At 63.5% G+C, this 15,705-nt stretch carries 14 protein-coding genes; 5 read left to right on the top strand and 9 right to left on the bottom strand.

Annotated features, from left to right (window positions below):
• The first annotated feature begins 4 nt into the window (after positions 1-4).
• From PO883_RS16470 to PO883_RS16485, 4 genes are all read left to right on the top strand, one after another.
• Entirely contained in the window at positions 5-1,012 is a 1,008-nt protein-coding gene (locus PO883_RS16470; protein WP_289310735.1) for a DUF58 domain-containing protein, read from the top strand.
• Entirely contained in the window at positions 1,009-3,036 is a 2,028-nt protein-coding gene (locus tag PO883_RS16475; protein ID WP_289310736.1) for a DUF3488 and transglutaminase-like domain-containing protein, read from the top strand. The genes PO883_RS16470 and PO883_RS16475 overlap by 4 nt, the downstream gene beginning before the upstream one ends.
• Complete coding sequence (gene mltB, locus PO883_RS16480) at positions 3,036-4,205, top strand: lytic murein transglycosylase B (RefSeq protein ID WP_289310737.1); 1,170 nt, start codon at positions 3,036-3,038, stop codon at positions 4,203-4,205. The genes PO883_RS16475 and mltB overlap by 1 nt, the downstream gene beginning before the upstream one ends.
• Before the next feature lie 469 nt (positions 4,206-4,674).
• Complete coding sequence (locus tag PO883_RS16485; protein WP_054266941.1) at positions 4,675-5,001, top strand: hypothetical protein; 327 nt, start codon at positions 4,675-4,677, stop codon at positions 4,999-5,001.
• A gap of 205 nt (positions 5,002-5,206) precedes the next feature.
• On the opposite strand, the gene cysM is transcribed toward PO883_RS16485, so the two are convergent.
• Positions 5,207-6,109, bottom strand: coding sequence for a cysteine synthase CysM (cysM, locus tag PO883_RS16490; protein WP_289310738.1), 903 nt, complete (start codon positions 6,107-6,109; stop codon positions 5,207-5,209).
• Positions 6,110-6,227: 118 nt separating this feature from the next.
• Here cysM and PO883_RS16495 point away from each other — a divergent pair, with 118 nt between their 5' ends.
• Complete coding sequence (locus PO883_RS16495; protein ID WP_289310739.1) at positions 6,228-7,967, top strand: FAD-dependent oxidoreductase; 1,740 nt, start codon at positions 6,228-6,230, stop codon at positions 7,965-7,967.
• 73 nt (positions 7,968-8,040) lie between these two features.
• On the opposite strand, the gene PO883_RS16500 is transcribed toward PO883_RS16495, so the two are convergent.
• The 8 genes from PO883_RS16500 to cmk form a co-directional block, all read right to left on the bottom strand.
• Positions 8,041-9,432 (bottom strand): M20/M25/M40 family metallo-hydrolase, encoded by a 1,392-nt coding sequence (locus tag PO883_RS16500; protein WP_289310740.1) that lies wholly within the window; start codon positions 9,430-9,432, stop codon positions 8,041-8,043.
• 167 nt (positions 9,433-9,599) lie between these two features.
• Positions 9,600-9,956 (bottom strand): helix-hairpin-helix domain-containing protein, encoded by a 357-nt coding sequence (locus tag PO883_RS16505; protein ID WP_289310741.1) that lies wholly within the window; start codon positions 9,954-9,956, stop codon positions 9,600-9,602.
• A 136-nt stretch (positions 9,957-10,092) separates the two neighbouring features.
• Positions 10,093-11,076 carry a D-glycero-beta-D-manno-heptose-7-phosphate kinase gene (gene rfaE1, locus PO883_RS16510; protein WP_289310742.1) on the bottom strand — a complete coding sequence of 328 codons (984 nt, stop codon included), beginning with the start codon at positions 11,074-11,076 and terminating at the stop codon, positions 10,093-10,095.
• A 15-nt stretch (positions 11,077-11,091) separates the two neighbouring features.
• Positions 11,092-12,267, bottom strand: coding sequence for a lipopolysaccharide assembly protein LapB (gene lapB, locus PO883_RS16515; RefSeq protein ID WP_289310743.1), 1,176 nt, complete (start codon positions 12,265-12,267; stop codon positions 11,092-11,094).
• A 30-nt stretch (positions 12,268-12,297) separates the two neighbouring features.
• Positions 12,298-12,603, bottom strand: coding sequence for a lipopolysaccharide assembly LapA domain-containing protein (locus tag PO883_RS16520; protein ID WP_167085304.1), 306 nt, complete (start codon positions 12,601-12,603; stop codon positions 12,298-12,300).
• A 239-nt stretch (positions 12,604-12,842) separates the two neighbouring features.
• Positions 12,843-13,148, bottom strand: coding sequence for an integration host factor subunit beta (locus PO883_RS16525; protein WP_008446215.1), 306 nt, complete (start codon positions 13,146-13,148; stop codon positions 12,843-12,845).
• Positions 13,149-13,166: 18 nt separating this feature from the next.
• Positions 13,167-14,879 (bottom strand): 30S ribosomal protein S1, encoded by a 1,713-nt coding sequence (gene rpsA, locus PO883_RS16530; protein WP_267876789.1) that lies wholly within the window; start codon positions 14,877-14,879, stop codon positions 13,167-13,169.
• A gap of 117 nt (positions 14,880-14,996) precedes the next feature.
• Positions 14,997-15,668: a (d)CMP kinase gene (cmk, locus tag PO883_RS16535; protein WP_289310744.1), complete on the bottom strand. Its 672-nt coding sequence runs from the start codon at positions 15,666-15,668 to the stop codon at positions 14,997-14,999.
• Positions 15,669-15,705: the final 37 nt, after the last annotated feature.

The following is a 15,705-nucleotide window of genomic DNA, read 5'->3' on the forward strand; positions in this document are numbered from 1 at the left end:
GGCAATGGCGGCCTCCCTGAACCGCTTCATCCCCGCCGCGGTGCGCGCCAAGGCCGACACCTGGCTGTTCCAGAAGCGCGGCGTCGACCCCGGCGAAACCTTGCTGACCCAGCGCCGCGTGTTCATCCTGCCTTCCGGTGCCGGCATGGGATTTGCCGCGCTGATCCTGATCCTGCTGATCGGTTCGATCAACTATTCACTCGGCCTGGGTTTCGCGCTGACCTTCACCATGGGCACCTGCGCCATGGTCGACATCTACATGACGTATAAAAACCTGGCGCACCTGCACCTGCGCCCGGGCCGCGCGCAGCCGGTGTTCGCCGGCGAAGTGGCGCAGTTCGAACTGCACCTGGTCAACCGCACCAAGCTGGACCGCTACGCGCTGTGGGTCGACTTCATGGAGGCCGGCGAAGCGCGCCACGTGACCGACGTGGCGGCCGGCGCGAGCAGCGCCGTGCTGCTGTCGGCGCCGAGCACGGAACGCGGCTGGCTGGCCGCGCCGCGCATCCGCCTGACCACGCGTTTTCCGCTCGGCCTGTTGCGCGCGTGGAGCTACTGGCAGCCGGACCTGAACGCGCTGGTGTATCCCTTCCCCGAAGAAAACGCGCCGCCGCTGCCGATATCGGGCGTCGAGAGCGCCGACGGCCATGGCCATGCCGGCCACGACGACTTTGCCGGCATCCGCAGCTACCAGCCGGGCGATTCGCTGCGCCACATGGCCTGGCGCCAGATCGCGCGGCTCGACCCGGCCGACGGCGGCCAGCTGGTGACCAAGCATTTCGAGGGCGGCGCGGTGGATGAACTGGTGCTCGACTTTAACGCCATGCCGTCCATCATGAACCTGGAACTGCGCCTGTCGCGCATGACGCGCTGGGTGCTCGACGCCGAACAGCGCGCCCTGCCCTACGCCTTTCGCATCGGCGCCACCGACTTCGAGGCCTCCCTCGGCGAAGCGCACCAGGCGGCCTGCCTGCGCGCGCTGGCGCTGCATGGCCTGAAGCAGGCGCCATGAGCGGCGCCAGCGTCAGCGCACCGCGCGCCGGCCTGGCGCGCCTGGCCGGCCAACTGCCGCGCGACAAGGCCGACACCCTGCTGCTGCTGGGCGCGGCCCTGATGGTGCTCGCGCCCCACGCCGGCCACCTGCCGCTGTGGGTATCGAGCCTGTGCGCCCTGACCCTGCTGTGGCGTACCCTGGCCACCGTGCGCGGCACCCGCATGCCATCGGCCTACCTGCTGCTGCCGCTATCGATGGCGGCCATGGCGGGCGTGTTCATGAGCTACCGCACCCTGTTCGGACGCGATGCCGGGGTGGCCATGCTGGTGCTGCTGGTCGCTTTCAAGATGCTGGAAATGCACGCCAAACGCGACCTGTTCGTGGTGATCTTCCTGTCGCTGTTCCTGGTGCTGACCAATTTCTTTTACTCGCAGAGCATCCTGACGGCGCTGATGATGGTGGCCTCGATCATCGCGCTGCTGACCGCCCAGTTATCGTTCCAGTTCACCGGCAGCGTGCCGCCGCTGGGCCGGCGCCTGTGGATGGGCGCGCGCGTGTTCCTGCTGGCCGCGCCGCTGGCACTGATGCTGTTCTTCCTGTTCCCGCGCATCCAGGGGCCGCTGTGGGGCATGCCGAGCGACGCCCAGGGCGGGCGCACCGGACTGTCGAACAGCATGGCGCCGGGGAATCTGTCGAACCTGGCGCAGTCGGACGACCCGGTGTTCCAGGTACGCTTTCTCGATCCGGTGCCGCCCAAGCCGCAACTGTACTGGCGCGGCGTGGTGATGGGCGACTTCGACGGCCGCACCTGGACCCCGCTGCAGCGGCGTGGCCGGCGCTTCCCCGACCAGGTGTCGCTGACCGTGCGCGGGGAAGCCGTGCGCTACGAACTGACCCTGGAGCCGTCATCGAACAACTGGCTGTTCGCACTCGACCTGCCGGACCGCTTGCCTGTCCTGAGCGAGAATGCGGCCGCCGTGTCGAGCGAGATGGAACTGACGTCCAGCCTGCCAACGAGCAAGCGCGTGCGCTACGAGCTGTCGTCGCACACGGATTACGGCCTTGACGATGGCGCCGAACTGAAAGACCGCGCACGCTGGCTGGCCCTGCCGGACGGCTTCAATCCGCGGGCGCTCGAGACCGGCGCGCAGATCGCGCAGATGAGCGCCGATCCGGCCGCGCGCGCCAATGCGGTGCTGGGCATGTTCACCAGGCTGCCGTTCTCGTACACGCTGCAGCCGCCCCTGCTGGGACGCGACTCGGTCGACGAATTCCTGTTCAAGACGCGCGCCGGCTTTTGCGAGCACTTCGCCAGCGCGTTCGTGGTCTTGATGCGCGCGGCCGAGGTGCCGGCGCGCGTGGTGATCGGCTACCAGGGCGGTGAACTCAATCCCATCGACGGCTTCCTGATGGTGCGCCAGTCGGAAGCGCATGCCTGGGCGGAAATCTGGATCGCCGGGCGCGGCTGGATCCGGGTCGACCCGACCGCCGCGGTGGCGCCGGAACGGGTGCAGCGTGGCCTGTCGAGCGCGCTGGCGCAGAATACCCCGGCCTTCGCCGGCCTGGGCGGCCTGCTCGATTTCGGCGGCGAGCGCAATGCGCTGTTCGAGCAGCTGCGCTTTCGCATCGGTGCGATCAACACGGGCTGGAACCAGTGGATCCTGAACTACACCCCGGAACGCCAGAGCGGGTTCCTGGAAAGCCTCAAGCTCAGCCTGATGCACTGGCGCAGCCTCGCCATCCTGGCCGCGCTCGGCGCCGTGTTGCTGCTGTGGCGCGCGCTACGCCAGCGGCGCGAGACAGATCCGGTCGATGCGCTATACTCGGCCCTGGGTCGGCGGATGAGCCAGCTTGGCATGGCACGCGCCGCCGACGAGGGCCCGAACGCGTACGCGGCGCGGCTCGCGCAAGGCACGCTGGCGCACGACAAGCTGGCGGCCATCGACCGCTTCCTGGCGCTCTACAGCGCCCACAAATACAGTGCCCGGCCACCCGCTCCCGGGCTGGCTTCCACCTTGAAAAGTTTGCTGAACAACATTTAATGAAACTGATATCTCTCTTGCTGGCACTGGCTGTGTCGGCAAGTCCCCTGAGCCAGGCGGCGCCTGCCAAGAAACCCGGCAAGAAAAGTACGCACAGCCGCGCCAAGGCGGGGACCAGGGCCGCTGCGCGCACGGCGGCGCCGCTCGTGGCCGTGCCCGCCGCGGCCGCAGCCCTGGCCGGCGACGCCATCGTGTTCAGCGAGTCGGAGGCGGTCATTGCTTTCGCCGACGAGCTGGCCTTGCGGCACGGCTTTCCGCGCGCCGAGCTGGGTGCGCTGATCGGCCAGATCCGTTATATCGATGCGGCGGTCCAGCTGGTCAAACCGGCGCCCAAGGGCAAGCCCAAGAACTGGCAAAACTATAGCCGGGTGACCATCGAACCGATCCGCATCCGGGCTGGCGTGGCGTTCTGGAACCAGCACGCCGCCGTGCTGGCGCGCGCCCAGGCCGAATACGGCGTGCCGGCCGAGGTTATCGTCGGCATCATCGGCGTGGAAACGATTTATGGGAAGAATACGGGGCGCTTCCGCGTGCTGGACGTGCTCACCACGCTCGCCTTCGCCTATCCCGAGGCGCCCAACCAGGCGGCGCGCATGGCGTTCTTCCGGGGCGAACTGGAAAACGCGCTGCTGCTGGCGCGCAAGTCGCATATCGACCCGCTGTCCATGCTCGGCTCTTTCGCCGGCGCCATCGGCATGCCGCAGTTCATGCCGGGCAGCGTGCTGGCCTACGGGGTCGACTACGACAACGATGGCAATATCGACTTGCGCAACTCGGCGGTGGATGTGATCGGCAGCGTGGCCAGTTTCCTGGTGCAGCACGGCTGGCAGCCCAAACAGGGCGGCCCGATCGTCTATCCGGCGCGCGTGTCCGACGACCGGGTGTGGGAAAGCTTCCTCAACCAGGGCCTGGCGGCCAAGTTCCGGGGCGACGAATTGCGCGCCGGCGGCGTGAGCAGCAGCGCCGCCCTGCCCGCCAGCCAGCGCTACGGCTTGATCGACCTGCCCAACGGCAGCGAGCCGACCGAGTACCGCATCGCCACCGATAATTTTTTCGCTATCACGCAATACAACCGCTCTTACTTCTACGCCATGTCGGTCATCGAACTGGGACGCGCCATCCGCCTGGCCCGGTCGGGACAGCCTCTTGCCTCCGGGGAAACTTTGTAAAGGAATGTCACGCGCAGGGCCGGTTTTTGGCGCGCAAAGCGCGCCTTGTCCGGCTCATGCGGCTGCGGCGTATGCGCACGCATATTCATTCGTGCCCCATAGAAACCCCTCTTGCGTTAATATACTCAGAAACATGTTGCTAATAAGCCAGTTCTGTTTAGAATTGTGCGGCGGAGGCATCTAAATTGTCTTACACTTAAGTTTTCTTGGAAAACAATTAGCTTTTCAGTGATTTTGTGAGAGAATTGCAATGCGGCTATGTTGCGATCAGACAACACAACCGACATCATTTTGTAATCTGTTATTGCTTATCGGTATTAGATTACAAAACGTTGTACAATTGTGTATATTTTTTAAAAAGTGTTACCCAAGATAAATTCGCAAGCGCACTTCGACGGTGGTTGACCAGCAGCGAGAGCTCCGCGTGTTTGACTTAGCAGCACCACTCACAATAGGAATTATTGACATCATGACAAACCAAGTCGGCATTGATATGAACAGCGATTCGGACTCCGATGATCTGCTGCAATACAACCCAAATCGTTTATTGGACACGCTGATCGAAAATCTGCGTCTCAAGAACGATGCAGCCCTGTCGCGCGCGCTGGAAGTGGCGCCGCCAGTGATCTCGAAGATCCGTCACCACCGCCTGCCGGTCGGCGCCTCCCTGCTGATCCGCATGCACGAAGTAAGCGACCTGTCGATCCGCGACCTGCGCTACTTGATGGGCGACCGCCGCAACAAGTTCCGCATCAGCGACAAGCAGTTCAAGCCAAAAGAAGGCGATCCAGCGTAATAGCGGGATCGGTCGGGCCGGGCCGCGCAGGCCGGGCCGCGCAGGCCGGGCCACGTAGGCCGGGCCGGATAAGCCCGTGCATTGCCCTGTGGGGGGCGGCGCGCGGGAAGCATGCAAAAACGCCTTCCACCATGAACGGGTCCTCGACTCGTTCGCGGTGGAAGGCGTTTGTTTTTGTGCGGGCCTAGGGGGCCCGCGACGCCGCTTATGCGGGGAATACGCCGGTTGACAGGTAACGGTCGCCGCGATCGCACACGATGAACACGATGGTGGCGTTTTCCACCGTTTGTGAAATGCGCAGGGCGATCTCGCAGGCGCCGGCGGCCGAGATGCCGCAAAAGATGCCTTCTTCGGCCGCCATGCGGCGCGCCATCTGCTCGGCCGCGGCCTGGCTCACGTTCTCGATCTGGTCGACCCTGGCCTTGTCGAAGATCTTGGGCAGGTAGGCTTCGGGCCACTTGCGAATGCCCGGGATCTGCGAGCCTTCTTCCGGTTGGGCGCCAATGATCTGCACCGCCGGGTTTTGCTCCTTGAGGTACTGCGACACGCCCATGATGGTGCCGGTGGTGCCCATGGCGCTGACAAAGTGGGTGACGCCGCCCTTGGTATCGCGCCAGATCTCGGGGCCGGTCGATTCGTAGTGGGCGCGCGGGTTGTCGGCGTTGCCGAACTGGTCGAGGATGATGCCCTTGCCGTCGCGCTGCAACTGCTCGGCCATGTCGCGCGCGTATTCCATGCCGCCCGTCTTGGGCGTGAGGATGATCTGGGCGCCGTACGCCGCCATGCTCTGGCGCCGCTCGATCGACAGGTATTCTGGCATCAGCAGCAGCATCTTGTAGCCGCGGATCGCCGCCGCCATCGCCAGCGCGATGCCGGTGTTGCCGCTGGTCGCTTCGATCAGGGTGTCGCCCGGCTTGATCTGGCCGCGTTCCTCGGCGCGGCGCAGCATCGACATGGCGGCGCGGTCCTTGACCGACCCGGCCGGATTATCGCCTTCCATCTTGCCGAGGATGATATTGTTACGCGCGGCCGCATCGGCGCCCGGCAGGCGCACCAGGCGCACCAGCGGGGTGTTGCCGATCGTGTCTTCGATGGTCATGTAAGGCATGGGCTACTCTTTGCAGTTCAACGAAACACCATTCTAATCCACGATGCGCTTGTCCGTTTGAGACAGGGTCGCTTGCTGCTAGACTGACAGCTATTTCCCCTACCAGAGCCGATCTCCCATGAGCACCCTGCCCGCCCCCGACTTCTTTCCCGACAACAGCATCAACGAGCGCGTCCAGAGTTCGATGAGCAAATACGAATCGCGCCGCGACCAGATGTTCCCGGTGCTGACAGAAGCCGAAATTGCGCGCCTGCGCCGCTTCGGCAGCGAGGGACGCTGGCGCGACGGTGAAGCCATTTTCGTGGCCGGCGCCGCCAATCCCGGCATGATGATCGTGCTGGCGGGCGAAGTGCGCATCAGCCAGCGTGACGGCATGGGCAACAGCCACAAAATCGTCGACCACGCTCACGGCCACTTCACGGCGGACGTCGGCCAGCTGTCGGGCAGCCCGGCGCTGGTCAGCGCGCATGCGGTCGGCGAGGTGGACGCGCTGATCATCACACCGGAAGCGCTGCGCGCACTGGTGGTGGCCGAAGCCGAGCTGGGCGAACGCATCATGCGCGCCCTGATCCTGCGCCGGGTGGGCCTGATCGAAGCGGGCAGCAGCGCGCCGGTGCTGGTCGGCCCGCCCGGCGGCGCCGATCTGTTCCGCCTGCAAACCTTTTTGACCAGCAACGGCCATCCGCACATGGTGCTCGATCCGGCCACCAGCCCGAACGCGGAAGCGCTGATCCGCATGTACCAGCCCGGTCCGCACGAACTGCCGCTGGTGGTATGCCCGGACGGGGTGGTGAAGAAAAATCCGAGCCTGGCCGAGCTGGGATATTGCCTCGGCCTGCTGCCCGACCTGGACCCGGACAAGGTGTACGACGTGCTGGTGGTCGGCGCCGGGCCGTCCGGGCTGGCGACGGCGGTGTATGCGGCGTCGGAAGGCTTGTCGGTACTGGTGCTGGAAAACCGCGCCTTCGGCGGCCAGGCCGGCGCCAGCGCGCGCATCGAAAACTACCTGGGTTTCCCGACCGGGATTTCAGGGCGGGCGCTGGCGGGGCGCGCTTTCGTGCAATCGCAAAAATTCGGCGCCCAAGTGGCGATTCCGGCGGTGGCCGAGAAACTGCTGTGCGACCAGTATCCGCTGCGCCTGTCGCTGGCCGGCGGCGGCCAGGTACAGGCGCGCGCGGTGGTGCTGGCCTGCGGGGCGCGCTACCGCAAGCCGGACCTGGCCGATTTGGCCACCTACGAAGGCTGCGGGGTGTATTACTGGGCCTCGCCGCTGGAAGGACGCCAGTGCCAGGGCGACGAGGTGGTGCTGGTCGGCGGCGGCAATTCGGCCGGGCAGGCGGCCGTGTTTTTGTCGGGGCATGCGAAGACGGTGCACATGCTGATCCGCGGGCCAGGGCTGGCGGCGAGCATGTCGAGCTATCTGATCGAGCGGATTGCGGCCACGCCGAATATCGTGCTGCACACGCATACCAAATTGACCGGGCTGGAAGGCGATGGGCAACGGCTGACGGGCGTGCGCTGGCAGCATCGCGACGAGGAGGAACAAAGCCACGCGGTGCGCAGCGTGTTTTTGTTCGTGGGGGCCGATCCGAATTCGGGCTGGCTGGAGGACTGCGGCGTGCAGGTCGACCAGCACGGGTTCGTGATGACGGGGACCGATGTGATGATGGCGCGCTGCCGGGTGACCGGCCAGATGCTCAATACCGACGGGACGCTGCACGGGCATCTGGAGACCACGGTGCCGGGGGTGTTTGCGATTGGCGATGTGCGGGCGGGGTCGACCAAGCGGGTGGCTGCGGCCGTGGGCGAAGGCGCTGCGGTGGTGGCGCAGTTGCATGCGTATTTGGCGGTGAAGTAGGCCCCGTCCATCGCCCCCCCCGTCGGTTCTGGCAATGCCAGAGACGACGGCTCTGAGGCTACGTCAACGCGTCTTACCGCAGCGGCGTCGGATACGTCGCCACGCTCACATTGCCATCCTTGTCCACCGCCTGCACGCCGAAAAAATAGTTATCCTTCGACAGCTTGAGCGTCGCCTCAGTCACATTCCCCACAAACAAAGCCCCCTGCCACTGCGCGGCGGTGGTGTCGCGCCAGACGATGCGGTAGCCTGCCAGATCCGGCTCGCCGTTGGCCTGCCACACCAGCGACGAATCGTTTTCCAGCTTCGCGGTGCGCATCTGCACCTTCTGCGGCGCAGCGGGGGCCAGCGACAGTGTCGCCAGCGCCGCCGCGTTCACCCGGGCCACGCGCGCGATGTAGTTGTAGTCATTGAACTCGGGCAGATCGCCATACTGCAGCGCGCCTTCCTTGCGCACGTTCTGGTGCTGGTGCGTGAAGTCTTCGTTCGGCTCCGTGAAGCGCAGCGCCGCATAGCCGCGCTCCAGGAACGGCATATGGTCGCCGCCACGCAGATAACGGTCGCGCCGCTGGATCACATTCACCGTAAAGCCAGGCACGTAGCGCTCCCCCGCTTCCTTCACATGGCGCGCCAGCTGGCGCGAGGTCGAATCGTTCTCGCCGCCGGTGGCCAGCAAGGCGCGGCTGGTTTCGCTGTTCTCCTTCGTCGCGGGAATCGATTCGGCGAACAGGCGCACCTGCTTGTCGTCCACGCGGCCGTCATCGGCGCGCGAGCTGCCGATGATATCGTTGGTGAACATACCCTGCAGGTTCAGGTTCTTCAGCCTTGCCTGTTCGGCCCAATGGGCGGCGCCCAGCAAGCCCTGCTCCTCGGCCGCCACCGTCATGAAAACAAGAGTCGCGTCGAACTGGTGGCGCGCCATCACGCACGCCATTTCCATCACGGCCGCGGTGCCGGAAGCGTCGTCGTTGGCGCCGGGCGAATCGCCCGTGGCATCCATGATCTCGGTATTGCGCGAATCGTAATGGCCGCTGACGACATAGATGCGCTCTTTGGATGCCGCCTGCGTGCCGGGCAGGGTCGCCACCACGTTGACGATTTCGGTCGGACGAGAAATGCGCGCCGATATTGGCGTGATGTGGCTGTCGAAACTCACTTGCAGGCGTCCCCCGGCAGCGGCGCCGCAGCGTTCCAGTTCGGCCTTGATCCAGCGCCGCGCGGCGCCGATGCCGGCCGTGTCGGACACGGTGTCGGACATGGTGTGGCGCGTCTTGAAGCCCACCAGCTTGCGCACATGCGCCTCGATGCGCTGCGGCGAAATGTCGCCGACGATGTTGTCGATCTGCGCCTGGTGGCGCGTCACGTCGGGGCCGGCGGGAGCGGCGTCGGTGTCGGCGCAGGCGCCAGCAATGGCGGCGGCGATCAGGACAGCCAGCAGGGGTTTGGTGAGCGGAACAGATGCCATGAGGGGTCCTTTGCGACGGGCGACGGTTGAATGGGCGCCGTTATCTTCTCACGACCCGGCGCGCGCAAGTGCGTCCATACAGCGAAAAAACGTTGCCCGTACCGCGCAAATACCCATGAAAAAACCCCGCGGCGTAACGGCGGGGTTTTTAGCAAGACGCACAAGGCTTACATTTTCGCCGGCGCTGGCGCTGGCTTGGCGGCTGGCGCGGATTTGCCCGCCGCAGCGGGCGGTTTGGCCGCGCCGGCGCCGTCGAACGACTTGCCCGCTACCTGCAGCCCCGCCTGCGACAGCTTGGCGGCGCGCTTGTCACCCACACCCTTGACGCGCTTGGAAAAGTCGGCCCAGTCCTTGAACTCGCCGCCCTTGGTGCGCTCCTCCAGGATCAGCTTGGAGGTGGAGGGCCCGACACCCTTCACACTGTCGAGTGCGGCTGCGTCCGCCTTGTTTACATCGACTTGGGCAAACGCCATGCTCATCGCGGCCACCAGCGCTGCAACTGCAAGCATCAATTTACGGATCATGTTGTGTCTCCATCAGATTGTAGGGACGCGGTTGCGCCCCCAACAAGCTAACGGACGATGCAGCACAATGTTGACCGCTTCGATTGAGCGTTATCAGAACAGCAAAATGCCAATCGTGTAGGCAGGCTCGGCTTGTTTACAGGCCGAACAGTTCCTCGCGCGTCACGGTCGCCGTGCCGAGCTTGCCTACGACAATGCCGCCGGCGCGGTTGGCGGTCATGATGGCGTCGGCCATCGGCATGCCGGCGCCGAGCATCGCGGCCATGGTCGCAATCACCGTGTCGCCGGCGCCGGAGACGTCGAACACTTCGCGCGCATCGGCGTGCATGTGCAGCACTTCGGTGGCGGTGTACAAACTCATGCCCTCTTCCGAGCGCGTGAGCAGCAGCGCGTCCAGGCGCAGTTCGGCGCGCAAGGCCTGGGCCTTGGCGGTGAGCTGGTCTTCGGACGACCAGCTGCCGACGATGCGGCGGAACTCCGACTTGTTCGGCGTGAGCACGGTGGCACCGGCATAGCGCGAAAAATCGTCGCCCTTGGGATCGACCATGACGACCTTGCCGGCCGCGCGGCCCGCCTCGATCATGTGCGCCACGTTCACCAGGCTGCCCTTGTTGTAGTCGGACAGGATCACCACGTCGTAATCGGGCAGCAGCGCGTTGAACTGGGTGAGCTTGTCGCGCAGGACGGTGTCGGTGGGCGCGTCCTCGAAATCGATGCGCAGCAGCTGCTGCTGGCGGCCGATGACGCGCAGCTTGATGATGGTGGAAATGGCGGCGTCGCGCTGCAGGTAGCTGTCGATGCGCGATTCGGCCAGCAGCTGCGCCACCTGCTCGCCCGCTTCGTCGGCACCGACCACGCCCAGGAGGCCGCAGCGGGCACCGAGAGCGGCCGCATTGCGCGCCACGTTGGCGGCGCCGCCCAGGCGCTCTTCGCGCTTTTCGATGCGCACGATCGGCACCGGCGCTTCCGGCGAGATGCGGCTCACGTCGCCGAACCAGTAACGGTCCAGCATCACGTCGCCGACGACCAGGATGCGCACCGATGCCAGGTCGGGCGCGGCGATGAAGGGATGGCTGTCGGCGCTGAGCAGGCGCGCGGGAGTGGCGGTGAGATTGGTCATCGGTTTCAAATACGCTTAGTTCATGACATTGAGTTCTTCGGTGCGGCGCGGCGGGTAGGTCTCCCAGCGGCTGCATCCCGGGCACTGCCAATAGAACTGGCGCGCCTTGAAGCCGCAGTGGCTGCACTGGTAGCGTGCCAGCTTCTGGGTGTAGCCGCGCACCAGGTTCTTCACCATCGACAGCTCGTCCCAGACATCGGCGGGTGCGTCCATCAGGCGCGCTTCGAGCAGCTTGTCGAGGCCGAGCAGGGTTGGATTGCGGCGCAGTTCCTCCACCATCAGCTGCTTGGCCGCGTCCACGCCATCGAGTTCGATGACGGCCTTGAACACCACTTCGATCAGGTCGATCGAGGATGCTTCGGCCAGGTAGGAACGCAACAGGTTCACGCCTTCCTGCGGGCGGCCGACCTTGCGGTAGCCATCCATCAGGCGCTGCGCGACCAGGGCCACGTGCGGCACGCTTTGCTGCTCGACGCGGCGCCAGGTGAGCAGCGCGCCTTCGGCGTCGCCCTTCTCCAGCTGGGCGTCGCCGGTCAGCAGCGTCGCGCGCACGTTCTTGCGGTCCGCGTGCAGGGCCTTGTCGAGCAGCGCCAGGGCGTCATCGGTGTGCATGTGGACCAGCGCATCCTGGGCCAGCTCGCAGTAGAACTGGGCGATTTCCTTCTGGCGCGCACCGGCGCCCGATTCCTGCAGGCCGAGCGCGGCTTCGATGGCGCGCGGCCACTCCTTTTCGCGCTGGTAGATTTCGAGCAGGGCGCGACGGGCCTGGGCGCCGTACGAGGTTTCGAGCAGCAGGTTGAAGGTTTCCTCGGCGCGGTCGAGCAGGCCGGCCTTGAGATAATCCATGCCCAGTTCGTACTGGCCGTGGGCTTTCTCATCGGCCGGTAAATCGGGGCGCGAAAGCAGGTTCTGGTGGACGCGGATGGCGCGCTCGATCTCGCCGCGGCGGCGGAACAGGTTGCCGAGGGCGAAGTGCATCTCGACCGTTTCCGGATCGAGCTTGACGATATCGATGAAGGCATCGATGGCCTTGTCGGGCTGCTCGTTGAGCAGGAAATTCAAGCCGCGGAAATACCCGCGCGGCAAGGTGCGCGATTCGGAGAGCAATTGCTTGATATCGACGCGCGCGGCGATCCATCCCAGGGCAAAAAACAATGGGATGCCAAGCAACATCCAGATTTCAAATTCCATGCGGTTCTTTTTGTTGGTTTTTCAGATGGGTTACTGCTGGGTGTTGACGCTGTCCGGCTGCGGTTGCGACACATTGGTACGCGCCACGGTTTGCAGGGCGACGATGGTGCTCTTGTGTTTCGACGTTTCACGGCGGTGGCGGAACACGGTGGGCGTGACGGCCAGGATGCCGAGGGCGGCGCCGGCGACAAAAAAGCCCAGCAGCATCAGCACCAGGGGGCCGCGCAGTTCGTAATTCAGGAAAAAGTGCAGGTCGACTTCCTGGGTATTTTTCAGCGCGAAGCCGAAAAACAGGATAAACAGAATAAATCCAACGATGGTGGATACAAATTTCATCAGCCAGGTCCAGTCTGAAAAGGTCGCAAGTGTCGCATATTACACCAAAACAAAGGGGGGCCGGGGCAGCCAGGCAACTCCTGCGACGCCCCGTAAAGGCACAACGTTTCCCAACCGGGGTCAGAACTCCGAAGTGAAACACTCTTATTTCCAATCAGAGCTCTGACTCCGGTTGGGAAATATTGCGGGCGAAAAAAAACGGCATCCGTGGATGCCGTTCTCCTGTGTCGACAAACGACTCAGTCTTCAATAATCGGCTGCCCGACCATCGCATCTACCCGTTCGCGCAATTGCTTGCCCGGCTTGAAGTGGGGAACCCGTTTTTCGGGAACCATCACCTTGTCGCCGGACTTGGGATTGCGTCCGATGCGCGGCGGCCGGCTGTTCAGGGCAAAACTGCCGAAACCACGGATCTCGATGCGCTGACCCGTCGCCAGGGCGTTGGTCATGGCATCGAGAATGGTCTTGACAGCGTACTCCGCATCCTTGGCCACCAGCTGAGAATAGCGCTCAGCCAGGCGGTTAATCAACTCGGACTTCGTCATCTGTCGATTCCGAGTGTCTTAGTTCTTGTTGTCGAACTTAGCTTTCAACAGCGCGCCCAGGCTGGTGGTGCCCGATGCTGCATTGTTGTCGGAGGTCGAAGCCATTTTCTGCATCGCTTCCTGGGTCTCGACATTGTCTTTCGCTTTGATCGACAGCTGGATGCTGCGCGCTTTGCGGTCAATGTTGATTACCAGAGCTTCAACCGAATCGCCAACCTTCAGGTGGGTACCGGCATCTTCAACGCGGTCGCGCGAGATTTCGGAAGCACGCAGGTAGCCTTCAACTTCTTCGGACAGCTGGATCACAGCGCCCTTAGGCTCGACCGACTTGACCGTACCCGTTACCAGGGAGCCTTTGTCGTTCATTGCAGCGAAGTTGTTGAATGGGTCGCCTTCGAGTTGCTTGACACCCAGGGAAACGCGCTCGCGCTCGACGTCGATCGCCAACACGATGGCTTCCAGTTCGTCGCCCTTTTTGAAACGGCGGACAGCTTCTTCGCCGGTTTCGGTCCAGGACAGGTCGGACAGGTGTACCAGACCATCAATGTTGCCGGCCAGGCCGATGAACACGCCGAAGTCGGTGATCGACTTGATCGCGCCGCGGACTTTGTCGCCCTTCTTGTGGGTAACGCCGAAGTCATCCCATGGATTTGCTTTGCACTGCTTCATGCCCAGCGAAATACGGCGACGCTCTTCGTCGATCTCGAGAACCATGACTTCCACTTCGTCGCCCAGCTGGACAACTTTGTTTGGTGCCACGTTCTTGTTGGTCCAGTCCATTTCGGAAACGTGAACCAGACCTTCGATACCCTGCTCGACTTCCACGAACGCGCCGTAGTCGGTGAGGTTGGTTACTTTGCCGAACAGACGGGTGCTTTGTGGGTAACGACGGGACAGACCGGTCCAAGGATCGTCGCCCAGTTGCTTCACGCCCAGCGAAACACGGTTCTTTTCCTGATCGTACTTCAGCACTTTGGCGGTGATTTCCTGGCCAACGGTCAGCACTTCCGACGGGTGACGCACACGACGCCATGCCAGATCGGTGATGTGCAGCAAGCCGTCGATACCGCCCAGATCCACGAACGCGCCGTAGTCGGTGATATTTTTGACGACGCCGGTCACCACGGTGCCTTCTTTCAGCGTTTCCATCAGTTTCTGACGCTCTTCGCCCATCGAAGCTTCGATGACGGCGCGGCGGGACAGAACCACGTTGTTACGCTTACGGTCGAGCTTGATGACCTTGAATTCCAGGGTCTTGCCTTCGAACGGGGTGGTGTCCTTGACAGGACGGGTGTCGACCAGCGAACCCGGCAGGAACGCGCGGATGCCGTTGGTCAGAACGGTCAGGCCGCCCTTGACTTTGCCATTGACGGTACCGACGACGATCTCGCCCGATTCCATGGCTTTTTCCAGAGCCAGCCACGACGCCAGGCGTTTTGCCTTGTCGCGCGACAGGATGGTGTCGCCGAAGCCGTTTTCCAGCGATTCAATCGCTACGGAAACGAAATCGCCGACTTGAACTTCCAGTTCGCCCTGGTCGTTCTTGAATTCTTCGATAGGAATGAAAGCTTCGGATTTGAGGCCAGCGTTCACGATCACGAAATTGTGGTCGAGACGCACGACTTCAGCGGAAATAACTTCGCCGGAGCGCATATCTTGGCGCGACAACGATTCCTCGAAGAGCGCTGCAAAACTTTCCATACCGGTTGCTTCAGTTGTTGCTGTTGACATAGTTTGTACACGAGTTAGCCAGCAGAGATCGCACCATGCGACTTAAACTGGGTTATAGGTTGATTCAACGCTTGCAATGGCACTATTGCTACTGCAAGCACCCATTGCTACTTCAGACTACGACTGCTTAGCGTGCGCATACCATTTCAGCACTTCCTCGACCGCTTCGTCAGCGGTCATATTGGAAGTATCGAGCAGGTGCGCCCCTTCTGCCGGCATCAATGGCGCGATGGCCCGGTAAGTATCACGGTCGTCGCGCGCCTTCAAATCGGACAGGAGGTCTTCTATATTAGCAGAAAACCCCTTGTCAATCAATTGCTTATATCGGCGTTGCGCGCGCGCCTCTGTGCTGGCTGTCAAGAAGACTTTCAGTTGCGCGTGCGGAAAGATTACCGTACCCATGTCGCGGCCATCGGCGACCAGGCCAGGCGCGCGGCGAAAGCCGAGCTGGAGTGCGAACAAGGCCTGGCGCACGGCGGGCAGCGCGGCGATCTTCGATGCCATGTTGCCAACCTCTTCCGCGCGAATGAGTTGGGTGACATTTTCGTTGGCCAGCAAGATTTCGCCGCCGCTGAAGCTGGCGGGGAGGTGTTCGGCCAGCTTGGCGAGGGCGTGCTCGTCAGTAATGTCCGTAGCGCGGCGCAAGGCCATCAAGGCGGTGAGGCGGTACAGGGCACCCGAATCGAGGTAATGAAAGCCGAGGCGATCGGCCACCTTGTGCGCGACGGTGCCCTTGCCGGACGCGGTGGGGCCATCGATGGCGATGACGGGGATGTTCGAATGTGGCATGGGACGGTGTCCTGGTGAAATCACGATAAAACGTACA

The organism is Massilia sp. DJPM01 (genome assembly GCF_030348125.1).
Classification (GTDB): Bacteria; Pseudomonadota; Gammaproteobacteria; order Burkholderiales; family Burkholderiaceae_D; genus Telluria_A; species Telluria_A frigida.